This window comes from Streptomyces sp. NBC_01537 (genome assembly GCF_045040445.1).
Taxonomy (GTDB): Bacteria; Actinomycetota; Actinomycetes; order Streptomycetales; family Streptomycetaceae; genus Actinacidiphila.
This window is the reverse complement of record NZ_CP109392.1, coordinates 6,778,016-6,792,614: the sequence shown is the minus strand read 5'-3', so window position 1 is coordinate 6,792,614 and position 14,599 is coordinate 6,778,016. Positions and strand designations below refer to the sequence as shown.

17 protein-coding genes and 3 pseudogenes are annotated in these 14,599 nt (G+C 69.5%); 8 read left to right on the top strand and 12 right to left on the bottom strand.

What is annotated here, in order from left to right:
• Positions 1 to 57 precede the first annotated feature (57 nt).
• The 3 genes from OG607_RS31285 to OG607_RS31275 form a co-directional block, all read right to left on the bottom strand.
• On the bottom strand, positions 58 to 1,266 hold the full coding sequence (locus OG607_RS31285) for a sensor histidine kinase (RefSeq protein WP_405730589.1): 1,209 nt from the start codon (positions 1,264 to 1,266) through the stop codon (positions 58 to 60).
• Positions 1,267 to 1,620: 354 nt separating this feature from the next.
• Positions 1,621 to 2,001: a hypothetical protein gene (locus tag OG607_RS31280; RefSeq protein WP_405730587.1), complete on the bottom strand. Its 381-nt coding sequence runs from the start codon at positions 1,999 to 2,001 to the stop codon at positions 1,621 to 1,623.
• A complete protein-coding gene (locus OG607_RS31275; protein WP_405730585.1) occupies positions 1,998 to 2,432 on the bottom strand; it encodes an SUKH-4 family immunity protein in 435 nt (144 codons plus the stop codon). The genes OG607_RS31280 and OG607_RS31275 overlap by 4 nt, the downstream gene beginning before the upstream one ends.
• Before the next feature lie 337 nt (positions 2,433 to 2,769).
• On the opposite strand from OG607_RS31275, the gene OG607_RS31270 reads away from it, so the two are divergent.
• The 3 genes and pseudogenes from OG607_RS31270 to OG607_RS31260 all read left to right on the top strand — a co-directional run.
• Entirely contained in the window at positions 2,770 to 3,222 is a 453-nt protein-coding gene (locus OG607_RS31270) for a hypothetical protein (protein ID WP_405730583.1), read from the top strand.
• 68 nt (positions 3,223 to 3,290) lie between these two features.
• Complete coding sequence (locus OG607_RS31265; protein ID WP_405730582.1) at positions 3,291 to 4,166, top strand: hypothetical protein; 876 nt, start codon at positions 3,291 to 3,293, stop codon at positions 4,164 to 4,166.
• A gap of 34 nt (positions 4,167 to 4,200) precedes the next feature.
• A pseudogene (locus OG607_RS31260) lies at positions 4,201 to 4,455 on the top strand (YciI family protein); the annotation flags it as partial.
• 51 nt (positions 4,456 to 4,506) lie between these two features.
• Here OG607_RS31260 and OG607_RS31255 read toward each other — a convergent pair.
• Both OG607_RS31255 and OG607_RS31250 read right to left on the bottom strand, forming a co-directional pair.
• Positions 4,507 to 4,731, bottom strand: a pseudogene (locus OG607_RS31255) (DJ-1/PfpI family protein); the annotation flags it as partial.
• Between the two features lie 75 nt (positions 4,732 to 4,806).
• Positions 4,807 to 5,136 carry a helix-turn-helix transcriptional regulator gene (locus OG607_RS31250; RefSeq protein ID WP_405730580.1) on the bottom strand — a complete coding sequence of 110 codons (330 nt, stop codon included), beginning with the start codon at positions 5,134 to 5,136 and terminating at the stop codon, positions 4,807 to 4,809.
• Positions 5,137 to 5,268: 132 nt separating this feature from the next.
• On the opposite strand from OG607_RS31250, the gene OG607_RS31245 reads away from it, so the two are divergent.
• Positions 5,269 to 5,964, top strand: a complete 696-nt coding sequence (locus OG607_RS31245; protein WP_405730578.1) for an STAS domain-containing protein — start codon at positions 5,269 to 5,271, stop codon at positions 5,962 to 5,964.
• Between the two features lie 69 nt (positions 5,965 to 6,033).
• Here OG607_RS31245 and OG607_RS31240 read toward each other — a convergent pair whose 3' ends face one another.
• The 5 genes and pseudogenes from OG607_RS31240 to OG607_RS31220 all read right to left on the bottom strand — a co-directional run bounded on the left by OG607_RS31240 (position 6,034) and on the right by OG607_RS31220 (position 8,515).
• The gene (locus tag OG607_RS31240) at positions 6,034 to 6,207 is read right to left on the bottom strand and encodes a CsbD family protein (RefSeq protein WP_405730576.1); all 174 of its coding nucleotides are present in this window, start codon (positions 6,205 to 6,207) and stop codon (positions 6,034 to 6,036) included.
• On the bottom strand, positions 6,204 to 6,932 hold the full coding sequence (locus OG607_RS31235) for a ribonuclease BN (RefSeq protein WP_405737166.1): 729 nt from the start codon (positions 6,930 to 6,932) through the stop codon (positions 6,204 to 6,206). The genes OG607_RS31240 and OG607_RS31235 overlap by 4 nt, the downstream gene beginning before the upstream one ends.
• 16 nt (positions 6,933 to 6,948) lie before the next feature.
• Positions 6,949 to 7,417 (bottom strand): annotated as a pseudogene (locus tag OG607_RS31230) (SRPBCC family protein).
• Between the two features lie 53 nt (positions 7,418 to 7,470).
• Complete coding sequence (locus tag OG607_RS31225) at positions 7,471 to 7,923, bottom strand: hypothetical protein (protein WP_405730574.1); 453 nt, start codon at positions 7,921 to 7,923, stop codon at positions 7,471 to 7,473.
• Between the two features lie 31 nt (positions 7,924 to 7,954).
• Positions 7,955 to 8,515 (bottom strand): hypothetical protein, encoded by a 561-nt coding sequence (locus OG607_RS31220; RefSeq protein ID WP_405730572.1) that lies wholly within the window; start codon positions 8,513 to 8,515, stop codon positions 7,955 to 7,957.
• Between the two features lie 384 nt (positions 8,516 to 8,899).
• Between OG607_RS31220 and OG607_RS31215 the strand changes: the two genes are divergently transcribed.
• The 4 genes from OG607_RS31215 (at position 8,900) to OG607_RS31200 (ending at position 12,804) form a co-directional block, all read left to right on the top strand.
• On the top strand, positions 8,900 to 9,805 hold the full coding sequence (locus OG607_RS31215; RefSeq protein WP_405730570.1) for an NADP-dependent oxidoreductase: 906 nt from the start codon (positions 8,900 to 8,902) through the stop codon (positions 9,803 to 9,805).
• A 77-nt stretch (positions 9,806 to 9,882) separates the two neighbouring features.
• Entirely contained in the window at positions 9,883 to 10,944 is a 1,062-nt protein-coding gene (locus OG607_RS31210) for an alkene reductase (RefSeq protein WP_405730568.1), read from the top strand.
• Positions 10,945 to 10,955: 11 nt separating this feature from the next.
• Positions 10,956 to 11,435 carry a MarR family winged helix-turn-helix transcriptional regulator gene (locus OG607_RS31205; RefSeq protein ID WP_405730566.1) on the top strand — a complete coding sequence of 160 codons (480 nt, stop codon included), beginning with the start codon at positions 10,956 to 10,958 and terminating at the stop codon, positions 11,433 to 11,435.
• 454 nt (positions 11,436 to 11,889) lie between these two features.
• Positions 11,890 to 12,804 (top strand): SDR family oxidoreductase, encoded by a 915-nt coding sequence (locus OG607_RS31200; protein WP_405730564.1) that lies wholly within the window; start codon positions 11,890 to 11,892, stop codon positions 12,802 to 12,804.
• Positions 12,805 to 13,141: 337 nt separating this feature from the next.
• On the opposite strand, the gene OG607_RS31195 is transcribed toward OG607_RS31200, so the two are convergent.
• Together OG607_RS31195 and OG607_RS31190 are read right to left on the bottom strand one after the other, a co-directional pair.
• Positions 13,142 to 13,513, bottom strand: a complete 372-nt coding sequence (locus OG607_RS31195; protein WP_405730562.1) for a hypothetical protein — start codon at positions 13,511 to 13,513, stop codon at positions 13,142 to 13,144.
• Positions 13,514 to 13,550: 37 nt separating this feature from the next.
• Entirely contained in the window at positions 13,551 to 14,366 is an 816-nt protein-coding gene (locus OG607_RS31190) for an oxidoreductase (protein ID WP_405730560.1), read from the bottom strand.
• Between the last annotated feature and the right edge of the window lie 233 nt (positions 14,367 to 14,599).

Here is a 14,599-nt window from a genome sequence, read left to right as displayed (position 1 = left end):
GGGCAGGCGTGGTGTCGCCTTCCTCGCGGCTACCCGGCCGGGAGCCGAGACGCTGGTTCACCTGTCGCGGGGCACGGGGACGGTCAGTGCGACCTCGAACCCGCCCTGCGGGCCCGGGCCGGCGGTCACCGTCCCGCCGTAGATACCGGCCCGCTCACGCATGCCGATCAAACCATGGCCGGCGGGCCCCGCGGCCGTGCCGACGGGAATTGCCTCCTGTCCGTCATCGGCCACCCGGACGCGGACCGCGGCCTCGTCGTAGTGCACCGTGACGCTCGCGTTCGCCGCCGGCGCGTGCTTCATGACGTTGGTCAGAGCTTCCTGGATGACCCGGTAGACACACAGGTCGGCGCCTGGCGGCAGAGCGAACGGGGCGCCCGTGATCCGGACGTCGACGGGGACGCCCGCGGCTTGGACGCGCCGGGCCAGCTGGTCCAGCCGCCCGAGCCCGGGGGTCGCGGTGTGGTCGCCCGCTCCTTCCTCCTCCTGGGCACGCTCGGTCCCTTCCCTGAGCACGACCAGCATGCGGCGCATCTCCGCCATGGCCTCGTGGGCGCTGCCCTCGATGATCTCCAGCGCCTCACGGGCCGTCCTCGGATCGGAGGTGAAGACGTATCCGGCCAGACCGGTCTGCACAGAGATCACGGACACGTGGTGGGCGACCACGTCGTGCAGTTCACGGGCTATCTTCATGCGCTCGGCCATGACGGCCCGCTGGGCCTTCTCCTCCTGCTCCAGGCGCAGTTGCTCGGTGAGAACCGCGAGGCGCTCGCCGCGCTCCGCGAGCCGGCGGGACCGGTCGCCGGTCACCCAGGCGACGGCGACCATCACGATCACGAAGGCCACACTGAACGGGCCGTTCCCGGGCTCGGCGAGCCGCGCGCCCCACAGCAGCACGAGCAGCGATGCGGCGGCGCACTTCGCAGCGACCCTGCGCGGGCACTGCGCCGCGACGGTGTAGAGCGCCAGGCCCAGTCCGCTGACAACGACCACGTGGTAGTAGGCCAGGGTGAAGTAACACAGCACGCAGGCCGCCGTGCCGATGAGCACGGTCAGGGGAGCCCGGCGGCGCACGGCCAGCGGAAGATAGACCAGGGCGATCAGCACGTAGGCCCATACATCGGTTTGCCGCCAGTAGCCGTGCGGGTCGGGCAGGTTGCGCAGCGCGGTGCTCGAGATCCAGACCGACACCACCGCGTAGACGATGTCCGCCACCTGTGGGAAGGCCTGGCGAACCGCCCCGCTCCACATGCGCTGCGCGAACATCGTCCGAGCGTAGGCCCCAAGCGATCGCTCCACCCCGCTTTCCACCACAGCTACACCCCTGGGGGTAGACCAGCAACCACCCTGGTTGCAGGCGCAGTTCAACCCATGGTTGGGCGAGAAAGAACAGCCCCACCGTTGTGCTGTCGGGCATGGTGCAGGCGATCGCCCTGGTGCCGGCCGGCCGGGCCGGCGCGCGACTTGCCGCAGTGCTCCACATCGTCCGCACGGCAGCCGCCCGCCGACAGCCCTCGCTCCGGTGACCCCGAACGGGCCCGCGCCACGCTGGGGACTGCCCGCGTCCTGACCACGTCAAGCGGCAGAAGCGCCTGCAGCGGCGCCGAATCGAACGGGTCGCTACAGTCCCTGGGCCGCCATTGCGGTGAGGATCGCCGAGGCGGGGTCGGTGCCCGCGACCACGACCGTGGGGATTCCGGGTGCGGAGGGTGCCCGGGAAGGCGCGTCAGGGGCGGCAAGGTGGCAGATGAGCCGCATTGCGGGCAGCCTGTCCAGCAGGCCGCGCTCCAGTTCGCCGGACGGCTCACCGGCGTGGTCGCCGCAGACCACCAGAACTTCCGGTCGAGGCAGGGGCCGGGCCCGTAGGGGCGCCGTCCGGGCCATTGTGTCCAGCGCCATGCGGAGCCGTTGCAGGGGCGGTGCGACCGTCAGATCGGTTGCCGCGGTGAGCCGTCGCCACTGGCCGGGTGTGAATACCCCGGCGCGCTGGTCATCGGTCATCGCCGGCAGCAGTCGCGTCTTCGACCGGTGGACAGGCCGGGACGTCGCGGGACGGGTCGGGTCGGGCCGTGCATGCCGTAGCCGACCTCTTCGGCGGCCACCGCCCAGAAGCTCTCGCCGTCGGCCGCAGCGGGATCGATCACGCGGATCCGGGCCGGCAGATCCCTGCCGATGGCCTCCCACCGGTCGTCGTCGGCGTCCGGGGCGGGTACGGCGGCGGTGTAGCGGCGGGCACATTCCACCAGCATGGCCGGGGAACTGTTGAGCACGGACTCCCCGTCCTCGTCGAGCAGCAGGACCGTGCCGCTGTCGCGGTCGACGACGATCGCGGTAACCCCCGGATCATCGGCGATCACCGGCCGTCCGGCTCGCAGTCGGTACGGCGGGCCTGCCCAGGTGCCGGGGTAGGGAACGAGGAGTTCACCGGCCATGACAGGGGCCATCACCTTCGCGATCTCCTGATCCTCCGGAGCCGTCCTACGGCCCTGGCGGTCCGTCCATGAGTTACCGGACGGCATGTCCGCCGCACCCGCGAGACGTAAGCCCGCGTCACCCGCCCCGGCGTCAACCGATCGTGGTGGTCGTGCTACCGCGGGAGTTGCAGAGCCGTCCCGGCTACCGCCGTGGTGGGACGGCAACCTCAACCTCCCACCGGACGACCGTGCGCCCCCGCTTCCGTAACTTCGTCAGCACCGCGCAGTCAACCGAAACGGGAAACGGAAGGCACCAGACATGTCGTTCACTGAGAGTGCAGAGAGTGCAGCCACCGTGGCTACGGCACGAACCACCACGTGGGCACGTTCGCTCAGAAGGCTCGCCACGGTCGTCGGCCTTGCCGCCATGGTCGCCGCCGGCGGCGCGGTCTTCGCGTCGCCCGCGTCGGCGGGTACCCACTGCGACAGCGGCTACCACTGTCTGTTCTGGAACGGCTTCAACTCTGCCAGGCACATCTACTTCAACAGCGACCCGAAATTCACGGACGACTACTTCAACAGCACCGCCTACGGCACCGACGGTTACGGCCGGGTCGTGAACGACAACGCCTTCTCGGCCAGCAACTCCAGCAGCGGCGGCTACTACAGCAAGTACTACCTGGACATCAACAGCGGGGGCGGGATGCTCTTCTGCGTCAAGCCCGGCAGCCAGGTCCAGCAACTGACCGACACCCTTTACGCCAGTTCCCTGGCGCTCAGCACGACGAATCCGGGCAGCTGCTACTGACCCCCACCAGCGCCACGGGTCCGGCGGCCACGGTCCGCCGGACCCTCCCGACCGAGGAGGAAAAGACTGTGGTGTCACGCAAGACCGTCGTTCTCGCACTCGTCCTCATGGTCGCCGGTGGCGCCTGGGCATTCGCCGACCGGTCCGGGGAGCCCGTGTCCGCCGCCCGTCAGCAGGCAGCCACCGCAGACGAACTGAGCGCCCGCCTGCCCCTCTACCGCCTCCTCCACGCGCCGACCGACGCCCAGTGGCGGATCGACGAGGCACAACGGCAACTCACCATCGCGTGCATGACAAAGCTCGGCTTCCGCTACCGGCCCGCCCCGGCCCCGAAGCCGTCCGGGACCGCTGCCGAGCACCCGACACCGTTCGGCCTGGAGACCCTCACCCCTGCCGGCACCTCCGCTGCCGAAGACGGCCCGTCGGAGGTGCCGCAGAGCAAGGAGTTCAACCGCGCCCTCTACGGCGATCCCGACAAGCTGATCTCCGCCCATGGCAAGCTGATCAAAGTCAGCCGGCCCGCCGACGGCTGTCAGGCCGAGGCGGAGAAACGGCTGCTCGGAGACGAGCGCCTGCAATGGCTGCAACTGGACATCCAGCTCGGCGAGGGGGAGCAAGAGGCTCGGAAACAACTGAACAACGACCCCGCCTTCCGTGCCGCGAACGCCCGCTGGGCGCAGTGCATGCACGAGGCCGGATTCCAGCAGAAGGACCCCCTGAGCCTGCTCTACGGCCTGCCCCGCGACACGGACCTCAGCACGAACTCCGCCGCCCACGCCGATGTGCGCTGCAAGGGCGACACGGACTACCTGCGCGTCTCCTACACCCGGCTCAACGCAGTCCAGCAGACATGGCTCACCAAGCACGCGAGCACGCTCACCGCCTGGAACTCGCTCCAGCGCCGACAGAACGCCGCCGCCCGCCAAGTGCTCCACGCCCAGTAGCCGACAGTGCTCTGCTTGAGCCTCCGGGAGCCGCGCGGCCCGGCTGGAGGGGACCGGCGAATTCGTCGACGGTCAGGCACTCGCCCCCGAGGGGACGTTCGTCCGCTACGACGGTGAGGGGCACCCGCCGGTCGCCGACGGCCCGTTCGCCGAGACCAAGGACCTCATCGCCGGCTGGATGATGATCGATGTCGACAGTTACGAACGCGCCATCGAGCTGACCGGGGAACTGTCGGCCGCCCCCGGGGCAGGCGGGAAGCCGATCCACGAATGGCTCGAACTGCGCCCTCCGCGTCGCCACCGGACCGGCCGCCGAGCGGCAAGGGCGGACGGCAGCGACGTCGTACCCGTCCGGGGACGCCGCCGCCACGGTCTCGTCGACCGCGAAGGTGTCGGCCTTGTCCAGGTGGTGGAACGCCTGGACCCGTCCCCCCTTGGTGGACACCAGCCGTGGCGTCCAGGCCGCCTCCTGCACGGCCTGCCACGGATCGGTCAGCTCGATCTGCTCGACGCCCTCCGGAGCGACCAGAAAGGCCACCGTCCTGCCCTGGAGTGAGATGAACATGCATCCGCACCCTCCTTCCGGATGCGATCGATCGTTCGTCGTTGGCCGCCTTGCCGGACAGCCCGGGCCCAAACGTCAGTCCGCGGGGCGCGGCCCGTCCCGGTCGGCGTCGTGCCTGGCGATGACGGCCAGCAGGCCGGCGACGGTCGATCCGGCGTCGGCGGGATGCCGCAGGAGGGTGCCGGTGGCGACGTGGTACTGGTTGGAGCGCCCCTGGCGGATGTGGGTGAGGTATCCGTCGGCTTCCAGGTCGGAGATGATCTTCTGGACGGCCCTCTCGGTGAGCAGGCAGTGCTGCGCGATGTCACGTACGCGGATACCGGGGTCCTGGGCGATCGCGCCGAGTACCCGGGCGTGATTCGTCAGGAACGTCCACCCCATGCGTTGTTGTGGCACTTCAGCCATACCTCGACCGTACGCCCTGTAATTCACGCAAGCAAAAACACGATTTTTAATTCATGTATCCCTTGACGTGTGACGAGGTGCGGGTGGACGCTGACGAGTGATATCCGTGGCCACGAGTTGGGAGCCCCCATCATGTGCACCCCCGGAACCTCTCAGCCGACGGAGTACGCCTGCGAGTCCTTGTCGGTACGCCTGTACCGAACCGGCGGCCGCACGGTCGCCCGCGTCTCGGGCGAGGCAGACCTCGAAGGCGCCCGGACGCTGGAGCGGGCGCTGGAGCATGCGCTCGCCTTCCCCGGCGGACTGGACCTCGACCTGGCCGCAGTCCGGTTCTGCGACTGCTCGGGGCTCAACGTCCTGCTGCGCGTACGCCAGCACGCCGAAGCCACCGGAACCACGGTCACCCTGCGGGCCGCCGCCCCCTGCGTGGAACGCCTGCTCGCCCTGACCGACACCCGCGCCCTGTTCACGGCGGCCATCCCCGAACCTGTCGTCGAACCCGTCACCGAACACAGCCGGCACCCGGACGAGGTCCACTTCACCGGCCTGGCCACCGGTGTCCACGCAAGAGCGGACCGGCCCGAGCGGCTCCTGGTCACCTTGCAGGACGGCAGGCACGTCGTGACCGCCGCGGTCACCCCGGAACAGTCGGCGCGCATCACCGCCGTCACGGCCCAGAGTCTCGTCCCGCCCGCCCGGGCCGGCGGCCCGTTCCTCGTGCGCTGTCTCGGCCGCCCCGTACCCGTATACCTGCTGGAAACCCCCGACGGGTCGGCGTTCGCGCACCCCGGCATCCAGCGGCAGGATCCTGCCGCTCCCGCCGCCTGAGCCAGAAGCGAGACGGCCGGCCGCGCACGTCGTGTGCGCGGCCGGCCGCTTTCGGTGGGTTCACCGGGTTCAGTGGCGGAAGGTGTCCTTGCCCTTCTCGACGGTCTGCTTGGCGTCGCCCTTGACCTGCTCCGCCTTGCCCTCCGTCTCCAGACCCTTGTCGCCCGTCGCCTTGCCCGCTGCCTCCTTCGCCCTGCCCTTCATGGTCTGACCCGCGTTCCTGGCCTTCTTTCCGGCACTCATGTGTCTGTCTCCTTCCGGTTCCCGTTCCGATTCCGGTTCCGGGACTCATACAGATGACGGCCGAGCAGCGCGCCCCCGAAGACGACGAAGCCAACGCCGATCAGCCAGGACTGCACGATGAGGACGGTCCCCACGGAGCCGTAGCTCACCGCGTTCGTGACAATCAGTGGCGAGAAGACCTGCGAGGAGAACCAGCGCAGCCCCACCAGCCCGAGCATGGTCAGCACGGCTCCGGGCAGTGCCGCCCACCGGTCGATACGGCCGCCGAGCAGAAAGCGCTGGCCCCACCAGAAGAACAGCAGACCGAAGACGAGGGTGAGGACGATGCGAGCGCCGTTCTGCTGCCATCCGCGACGCAGTACGGTCCCGCTCTGCGCCTCGGCGAACAGGTACGCCGTCAGGGCCGCCAGCCACACCGCGCGGCGCCACACGCTGTGCCACGGACTGGCCGGCAGCTCCCAGATCTTCTGGTAGCCGGTCTCCACGCTCGCGGCGAAGGTCAGCCCGAACACCGCGAGAGCCAGCAGACTGAACGCGCTCGTCGCGCTCACCACCCGGGCCGGCGCGGCGAACAGTTCCCGTACGGCCGCAGAAGGCCGCGGCAACAGGCCCATACCGTCGATCACCCACTGCGCGAAGCCGGTGCGCTGGAACGGGGGCGCCGCCGCGGCGATCACGATCAGCAACGGCACCAGCGTGACGAATCCGAGGGCGGCGAAGCCCATGGAACGCTGCAACAGCTCAAGCTCGCCGCCCTGCCGCCACACCCGCCCCACCGTCGAGCCCCGCCACACCCGCCGCAGACCCGAGACGCCCGCCATCGCGTCCAGCCCCTCTCCCGTGTCGCCGATCAGCCGGGGAGACGCGGCCACGCCACGTTCCCGTCTCACCGCCGCGCCCCTCGATGAACTCCGTGAAGCGACGCAGATCGCCCTTGGCCCGGCGGTCCAGGACGCCGGTCATGTCGGCGGCCTTCTCCCGCGTGTGGCCCTCGTCCAGTTGCTGGAAGGTCACGACACCCATCTGCTCCACGTCACGGACACCGTGCGCCACGCGACGCGTTCGTCACCCAGTGGTTGTGACGGGGGTCGAGCTGGGTCACCCGCTCCACTCCCTGCATGAAATTCGGGAATTCCTCGAACTGGGTCCACTGGTTGTACGCCGCGTGGACCGGGACATCGACGTCCACGAATTCCTTGATCTTGCTCATCGGATGCCTCCCTGTCGTGGCCCGTGGCCCTTGGCCCGTGGCCCTTGGTCTGGTCAGGCGCTGAGGAGACGGTCGAAGAAGGACCGGTACTGCCGCAGGGCTATCCGCAGGTCCTCGGTGACGACCTCCTCGCCGCGGTGCCACTGCCCTTCGAGGCCGTGCTTGTGGTCGGCGAAGGTGGTGGCGAGCAGCTGCATGACCTCGGCGACGAGGCTGTCCGCCGCGCGCACGGAGCTCTGGGGGTCATCGACGAATCCCTGCTGGATCTCCTGCCACCGCAGGCGGAGGTCGTCGGCCTGCTTGGGTTCGAGGAGCGGCGCGGCATCGTCGGGCACCGGCCCGGGCGCGGACCTGTCGTCCCGGTCCCTGTCGGTGGTCCGGGCCGCGGTCCGGTCGTCGTCCTGTGTTGTCTCGGTCTGGGCGATGTCCTCGGTGGACAGGCCCCCTTGGGTGGGTTCGGCAGTCTCGTCGCGTCCGAACGCGGGCTCTCCGGGCTCTCGTCGCATGTCCTTCACCTCGATTACGTGCTCAACGTGCTCAACGGCTGCCGCTCGAAGCGGTGTCGTCCTTCAGCAGTTCTTCGAACAGCGCCCGGTAGTGGACCATCGCGCTGCGCAGTTCCTCGGTCGACGTGTCGCGCTCGCCCGTGCGTCCGTTGATCTCGTGGGCGAGGCGGTAGTGCTTCAGTGTTTCGGCGTGCTCCACGGAGAGATCGCGCTTCTGCTGCTCATATCCCTCGGTCGGGTAGCCGCGTTCGCTCATCAGCGTCATCACCAGCTGGTCCGCCTCGCTCACAGCCTGGTCGGGGTCGTCCACGAAGTGCTCCTGGACGCCGGTCCATTCCCGGGCGTACCGGCTCCGGACGGTCTGGGGCAGCGGCCTGATATCCAGGTCCTCGTGCCGCTGCTCCCTCGCACTCAGCTCACGCTCGGCCGCTCGGCGGCTGTGCTTCGCCTTGACCGTGCGGTCGTACTCGGGCCCGAACCGCTCCCGCAGCTGACGGCGCCGGAGCATGGTCCGCAGGGCCAACGCGATCAGGACCACGACGACGACGGCGGCGGCGGCGGCGATGACGATGGCGAGGGTTGTCGACGACATCGCATCCTCCATTCCTTGGCAGCAGGCCTTTTCCGGCAAATGCGCCGTCGGCCTGACATTCACCGCGTACCCAGAACATGCGACCGAAACCGATACCCCGGCCGACGTACGCGGCCAGGGGGCCGGGCGCCGGAAGGAAGCCACGCACCGCTAGGGCCTGGCCGACCCGGCCGTCCAGCTTCCAGCCGAGGCAACCCTTGACCGCGCAAGGCGCGCTCCGGCGGGGCGCCTCCCGCTTCGTCCGCCGTCCCGAGGAGACCGACGCGACCGCGTCCCATCTTGCGGAGCCCGAGCGTCAGCAAATACTTGGCTAGCCACATGTTTCCTGTTACGTTGATTATGTGGCCAGCCACATAAGTGGGTGGTGACACGAGAGGAGTCGTCATGAAAGCCATCCTGTTCGACCGTTTCGGAGGCACGGAAGTGCTGCGCGAGGCGGACATCGAGGTCCCGCAGCCCGGCCCCGGGCAGATCCGCGTACGTGTCAAGGCGGCCGGTCTGAACGCGCTGGACGGCAAGATCCGCTCCGGGGCCCTGGAGGCCAGGTTCCCGACGCCGCTGCCCGCCATCCCCGGTGGGGAGCTCGCCGGCGTCGTGGACGCCCTGGGTGAGGGCGTGCAGGACGTGAAGGTGGGCGATGAGGTGCTGGGCTGGTCGGACACCGGCTCGTACGCCCAGTACGCGCTGGCCACCACCGTGGCCCCCAAGCCCGCCGGCCTCGACTGGCAGCACGCGGTCGCGCTGCCGGTGGCGGGCGAGACGGCCGAGCGGGTCCTGAACCTGCTCGGCGTCACCGCCGGGGAGACCGTACTGATGCACGGCGCGGCCGGAGCGGTCGGCACCCTGGCGGTCCAGCTCGCCACGGCCCGCGGGGCGCGTGTCATCGGCACCGCCGGCCCCGCCAATCAGGACTACCTCACCTCGCTCGGCGCCACCGCGACCGTTTACGGCGAGGGCCTGGTCGAGCGGGTCCGGGCACTCGCCCCCGACGGCGTGGACGCGGTGTTCGACCTGGCCGGAAAGGGCGCCCTGGAGGACTCCACCACCCTGCGCGGCGGCACCGAGCGCATCGTCACCATCGCCGACTTCAGCGCGTACCAGCTCGGCATCACCTTCTCCAGCGGCTCCCCGGAACGCTCGGCCGCCGGCCTGGCCGCCCTGGCCCAGGACGCCGCGACCGGCAAGGTTGTCACCACCGTCACCGCCTACCCGCTCGACCAGGCCGCCACGGCCCAGCAGGTCAGCGATGCCGGTCATGTCCGGGGCAAGATCGTCCTCACCCTCGACTGATCACGCCCGCCCCTTCTTCCGCCACGCCCCCGCTTTCCCGATCACCACCTGTTCATCACCGCACCGAAGGACCACTCATGCTGAAGGCCCTGTGGACACCGACCACCGTCGGTGACATCTCTCTCCCGCACCGCCTGGTCATGGCCCCCATGACCCGTGACCGCTCCACACCTGAAGGCGTACCGACCGAGCTGAACGCCGAGTACTACGCCCAGAGAGCCTCGCACGCGCTCATCATCACCGAGGGAACCCAGCCCTCCACCGACGGCCAGGGCTACCTCCTCACCCCCGGCATCCACAATGACGTTCAGATCGCCGGGTGGCGCAAGGTCACCGACGCCGTGCACGCGGCCGACGGCCGCATCGTCATCCAGCTGATGCACACCGGACGCATCGCCCACCCCGACAACACCCCCCACGGGCGCCAGCCTGTCGCCCCTTCGGCGATCCGGCCGCAGGGCGCGATGTTCACCGCGTCCGGGCCCCAGGAGATGCCGGCACCCCGTGCTCTGTCGACGCAGGAGGTCGCGGCGACCGTCGAGGACTTCCGCCGCGCCGCAGCGGCTGCCGTCGCGGCAGGCGCCGACGGCGTGGAAATCCACGCCGCCAACGGCTACCTGGTGCACCAGTTCCTGTCCGACAACACCAACCAGCGCACCGACCGCTACGGCGGTTCCCTCGACAACCGCATCCGCTTCGCCGTCGAGGTGGCCGCTGCCGTGGCCGACGAGATCGGCGCCGACCGCACCGGCCTGCGCATCTCCCCCGGCAACCCCTACAACGACATCGCCGAGGCCGACACCGCCGAGCTGTATCCGGCACTCCTGCGCGCCCTCAGCCCGCTCGGCCTCGCCTACCTCCACGTCATGCACGCGGGCGACGAGGAGCTGCTGGGCACCCTGCGCGCGCTGTGGCCGACCACGCTGATCCTCAACCGGGCCGGCACCGACCTGCCCACCCGCGCCAAGGACGTCGACAACGGCACGGCCGACCTCGTCTCCGTCGGCGCCCTCGCGCTCGCCAACCCGGACCTGGTCGAGCGGCTACGCTCTGACGCGCCGCTGAACACCCCCGACCCGGCGACCTTCTACGGCGGCGGAGTGGCCGGCTACACCGACTACCCCACCCACACCGTCTGAGGAACCGCACCATGCCCGCCCACACACCCCCCATCCCCACTACGGCCAGCGAGGGGCAGATGAGCTATGCGATTTTCCAGCTCGCTCGCGCTCACCGGGCCCGCGCCGCCGCCATGCTCCGCGAGATGGACCTGCATCCCGGACAGGAGCTGCTGCTGATGCACCTCCTTGACCGGGACGGCCAGACTCAGTCCGAGCTGCTCGAAAGCGTCGGCCTGGACCACTCCACCGTCTCCAAGTCCCTACGCCGCATGCAGGACACCGGCCTGCTCATCCGCGAGCCGGCCGAACACGACCGGCGCGTCCTGGTCGTCCACCTCACCGACAAGGGCCGTGCCATGCGCGAGCCCCTGGCAGCCATGTGGCGGGCCCTGGAGGAGACCTCCGCGCTGAACCTGTCGGCGCAGCAGGCAGAGTCCTTCGTCCGTATCGCCTATGCCATCGCCGACGCGATCAACAGCCGTGCTCTTCCGCGGGAAGAGTCCGAGTAACTCCCCTCGGCTTGCACCCCGGTTCCAGCCTGGAGTGCGAATCGTTTCCGGCGCTCCTGCGAAGTGGACAGTGCTGCAGCGCACTCGGCCCACGAAGGCCCGTGCTGAACGGAGCCAGGCTCCCCGACTGTCGCAAGAAGCCCGGTGAGCCGAGCCGGCGGATGTGGCGGAACCCGCCCGCTCACCCCCGTACGTCAGGGAGAACGGGGTGAGCGGGGCCCCCGCGTCCGGGGCAAGCAGGACGGAACTCCTTCGGGGGGACAGGGCAACACCCCGCAGGGCCGGCGAGCCTTTCCCCGTCGCCGGCCCGGCCGCACATCGAGGACGGACGCATCACCCGCGGCCCACAGGCCCGCCTCCTGAGCGACCGGGCCGACGGCGCCCACGTCCGCGGCCACCGCTGCCCCGCCCACCTAATCCCCCCACCACTGACCTGATGGAAAGTGAGACCCCCATGACCACCACCCTCCCCGTCCTCGTCGTCGGCGCGACCGGCTCCCTCGGCGGCAAGGTCGTCGACGAACTGCTGGGGCGCGGTAAGAACGTCCGCGCCCTGGTCCGGCGGACCACCGACGCGAGCAGGCTCGAAAGGCGGGGTGTCGAGATCGCCCGCGGCGACATGCTCGACCTCGACTCGCTCGTCGCCGCCATGAACGGCGCCGATGCCGTCATCACCACCGCTGCCGGCTACACCCGCGGCGGCAAGAACGCGCACGACATCGACACCGTCGGCAACGCCAACCTCGCCGAGGCCGCCCACCGCACCGGCATCCGGCGGTTCGTCCTGACCAGCATCCTCACCAGCGACCAGACGCCCCATGTCCCGCACTTCTGGCACAAGAAGATCGCCGAGGACAAGCTCGAACAGCTCGGCGTCCCGTTCGTCGCACTGCGCCCGGGGGCGTTCCTCGACCAGATCGCGACCATGGCGGGCAACCCGATCGACAAGGGCCGCCTGATGTGGATCGGCAAGACCACCGTCCCGCTGACCTTCGTCCACACCTCCGACCTCGCGGCGTACCTGGCGGCCGCCGTCGACGCCGAGGCCGAGGCCGACAACGGTGAGCGCATCGACATCGGCTGGGACCGTCCGGTCAGCATGCGCGAGATGGCCGACCTGATGAGCCACCGGGCCGGAAAGAAGATCAAGGTGTGGACTGTCCCCTCCGCCGTCGCCCGCGCCGCAGGAGCCGTCGCCGGCCGCTTCATGCCCCTGGTCAAGGACATGGCCGCGATGTTCGGCTGGTTCGACAGCGGCCGCTACGTCGCCGACCCCCGTCGCCAGGAGCAGCTGTTCGGCCCCGCCCCCACCGCCGAGGACGCCCTCGGCCGGTACACCGACGAGCTGGGCATGGCGCAGCACCGGTGACGGGCCCGCATGCCGGTCCCCCCGCCCGGGCGGGGGTCCAACGAGAGAGGGTCGAGTAACGCACCAGGCGACGCGAGCGCATCAGCCGGCTCGGCGTCCTTTCCACCATCGCGTTGCCGAACCTGTGCGCGAGGCAGTCACACGACAGGGACGGCGAGTTGGACTCCACGCACGCGAGCGCGAAAGACTGCGGCAACAGGGTCTCCTGGTGATCGGTTTGGTTCGCACCCCCGAACTGCCAAGAGGCCCTGCTGTCATGCGCCGTCTCTCGCGCGCTCGCCCGATCAGGAACCCTGTTCGACCAGACCAGCCCCGTGATCGATACGCGGATGGCGTCTCAGTTGTGCTGCTCGGCATCCAGCAGTGCGAGGGCGTTGTGGATGCCCTGTTCGAGGAGTTCGTCGGCGAGTTGCCGGTCGGTCAGGGCGCGGGAGAGCTGCAGCGTCCCGGCCAGCATGCCGAGGAGGCTGAGTGACCTCAGACGCGCCGACGGCGGGTCGTGGGGTGCCAGGCGGGCGGCGAAGCCGTCGATGAGGACCAGTGCGCCGTCGGTGTACGCCTGCCTAGTGGGATCCGTGGAGCGTCCGATCTCGTGGAGAAGTACCAGCGAATCATCTGCTCGAGTCCGGCACGGCCGGGCGCCGCCTGCGCGACGATGGACCTTCGGGAACATCAGAGGTGCCAGTGATGTCGGGTACAGCAGAGACATTCGGGCAGAATCGGCACCCTTGCGGACCGCCAGGGTGTCAGGGAGTCATCCGGTTGAATTTGCGCACGGACTTGTCGAAGGTCCGGGCGGGGAGGATGCGGCGCAGCACTTTGAGGCGTGGGGCAAGCGAGCCGGCGGGATAGCTCAGTTTCGGCTTCCGGTCGGTCGCTGCCGCGACGACCACCTTGGCGATGACGGCGGGATCATCGCCACCCCTCAGCCCCTCCTGTATCACCTCGTCGTAGATGGCCCGCTGGTGGGCGTATACCGGCATAGGGGTGTCGGCCTGTACCGAATTCGCGTCGAACGAGGTGTTGAGGGGGCCGGGCTGGACGCGCAGGACCCGAACGCCATGCTCGCGGATCTCGTGGTCCAGGGACTCGGTATAGCCCTCGACCGCATGCTTGGTCGCGATGTAGACGGACATGAAGGGGTTGCCGACGAACCCGCCCAAGGAGGAGATGTTGATGACGCGTCCGCGGCCCCGGCCGCGCATGTGCGGCAGGACGGCCTTGGTCATGCGCATGAGGCCGAAGACGTTCACATCGAACACGCGCTGCGCCTGGGCGACGGAGATTTCCTCGGCAGCGCCGTCGATGCCGAGCCCGGCATTGTTGACCAGGACGTCGATCCGCCCGAACCGTTCGATCACCTGCTGGACGACGCTGCTCACCGAGTCGTCGCTGGTCACGTCGAGGGCGAGGAACGTCACACCGCCGCTAGGAGTGCTCCCCGACGTCTTCCGGCTCGTCCCGACCACGTCGAACCCCGCCTCGGCGAGTGCGTGCGCTGTCGCCTTGCCGAGACCCGAGGACGCGCCCGTCACGAGTGCCACCGGCCGATTTGATGTCATCACGGACTCCCTGGATTTTGAATTACGTTCGTATGTCTTACGTTCGTACGACCATACGGGGATCGTCGGTCGCTGGCAAGTGGTCACGTCCGGCGATCCGAGAAAGATCCGGGAAACGTGGCGTGCGGTACGGGAAAGACCACGAGCGGACGACGAGCGGTTGACCGAGACGGCCGGTCCTCGCATCACCCGAGGCGGCAAGCGAACGGTTCGGGATCACAACGGGTGGCGCA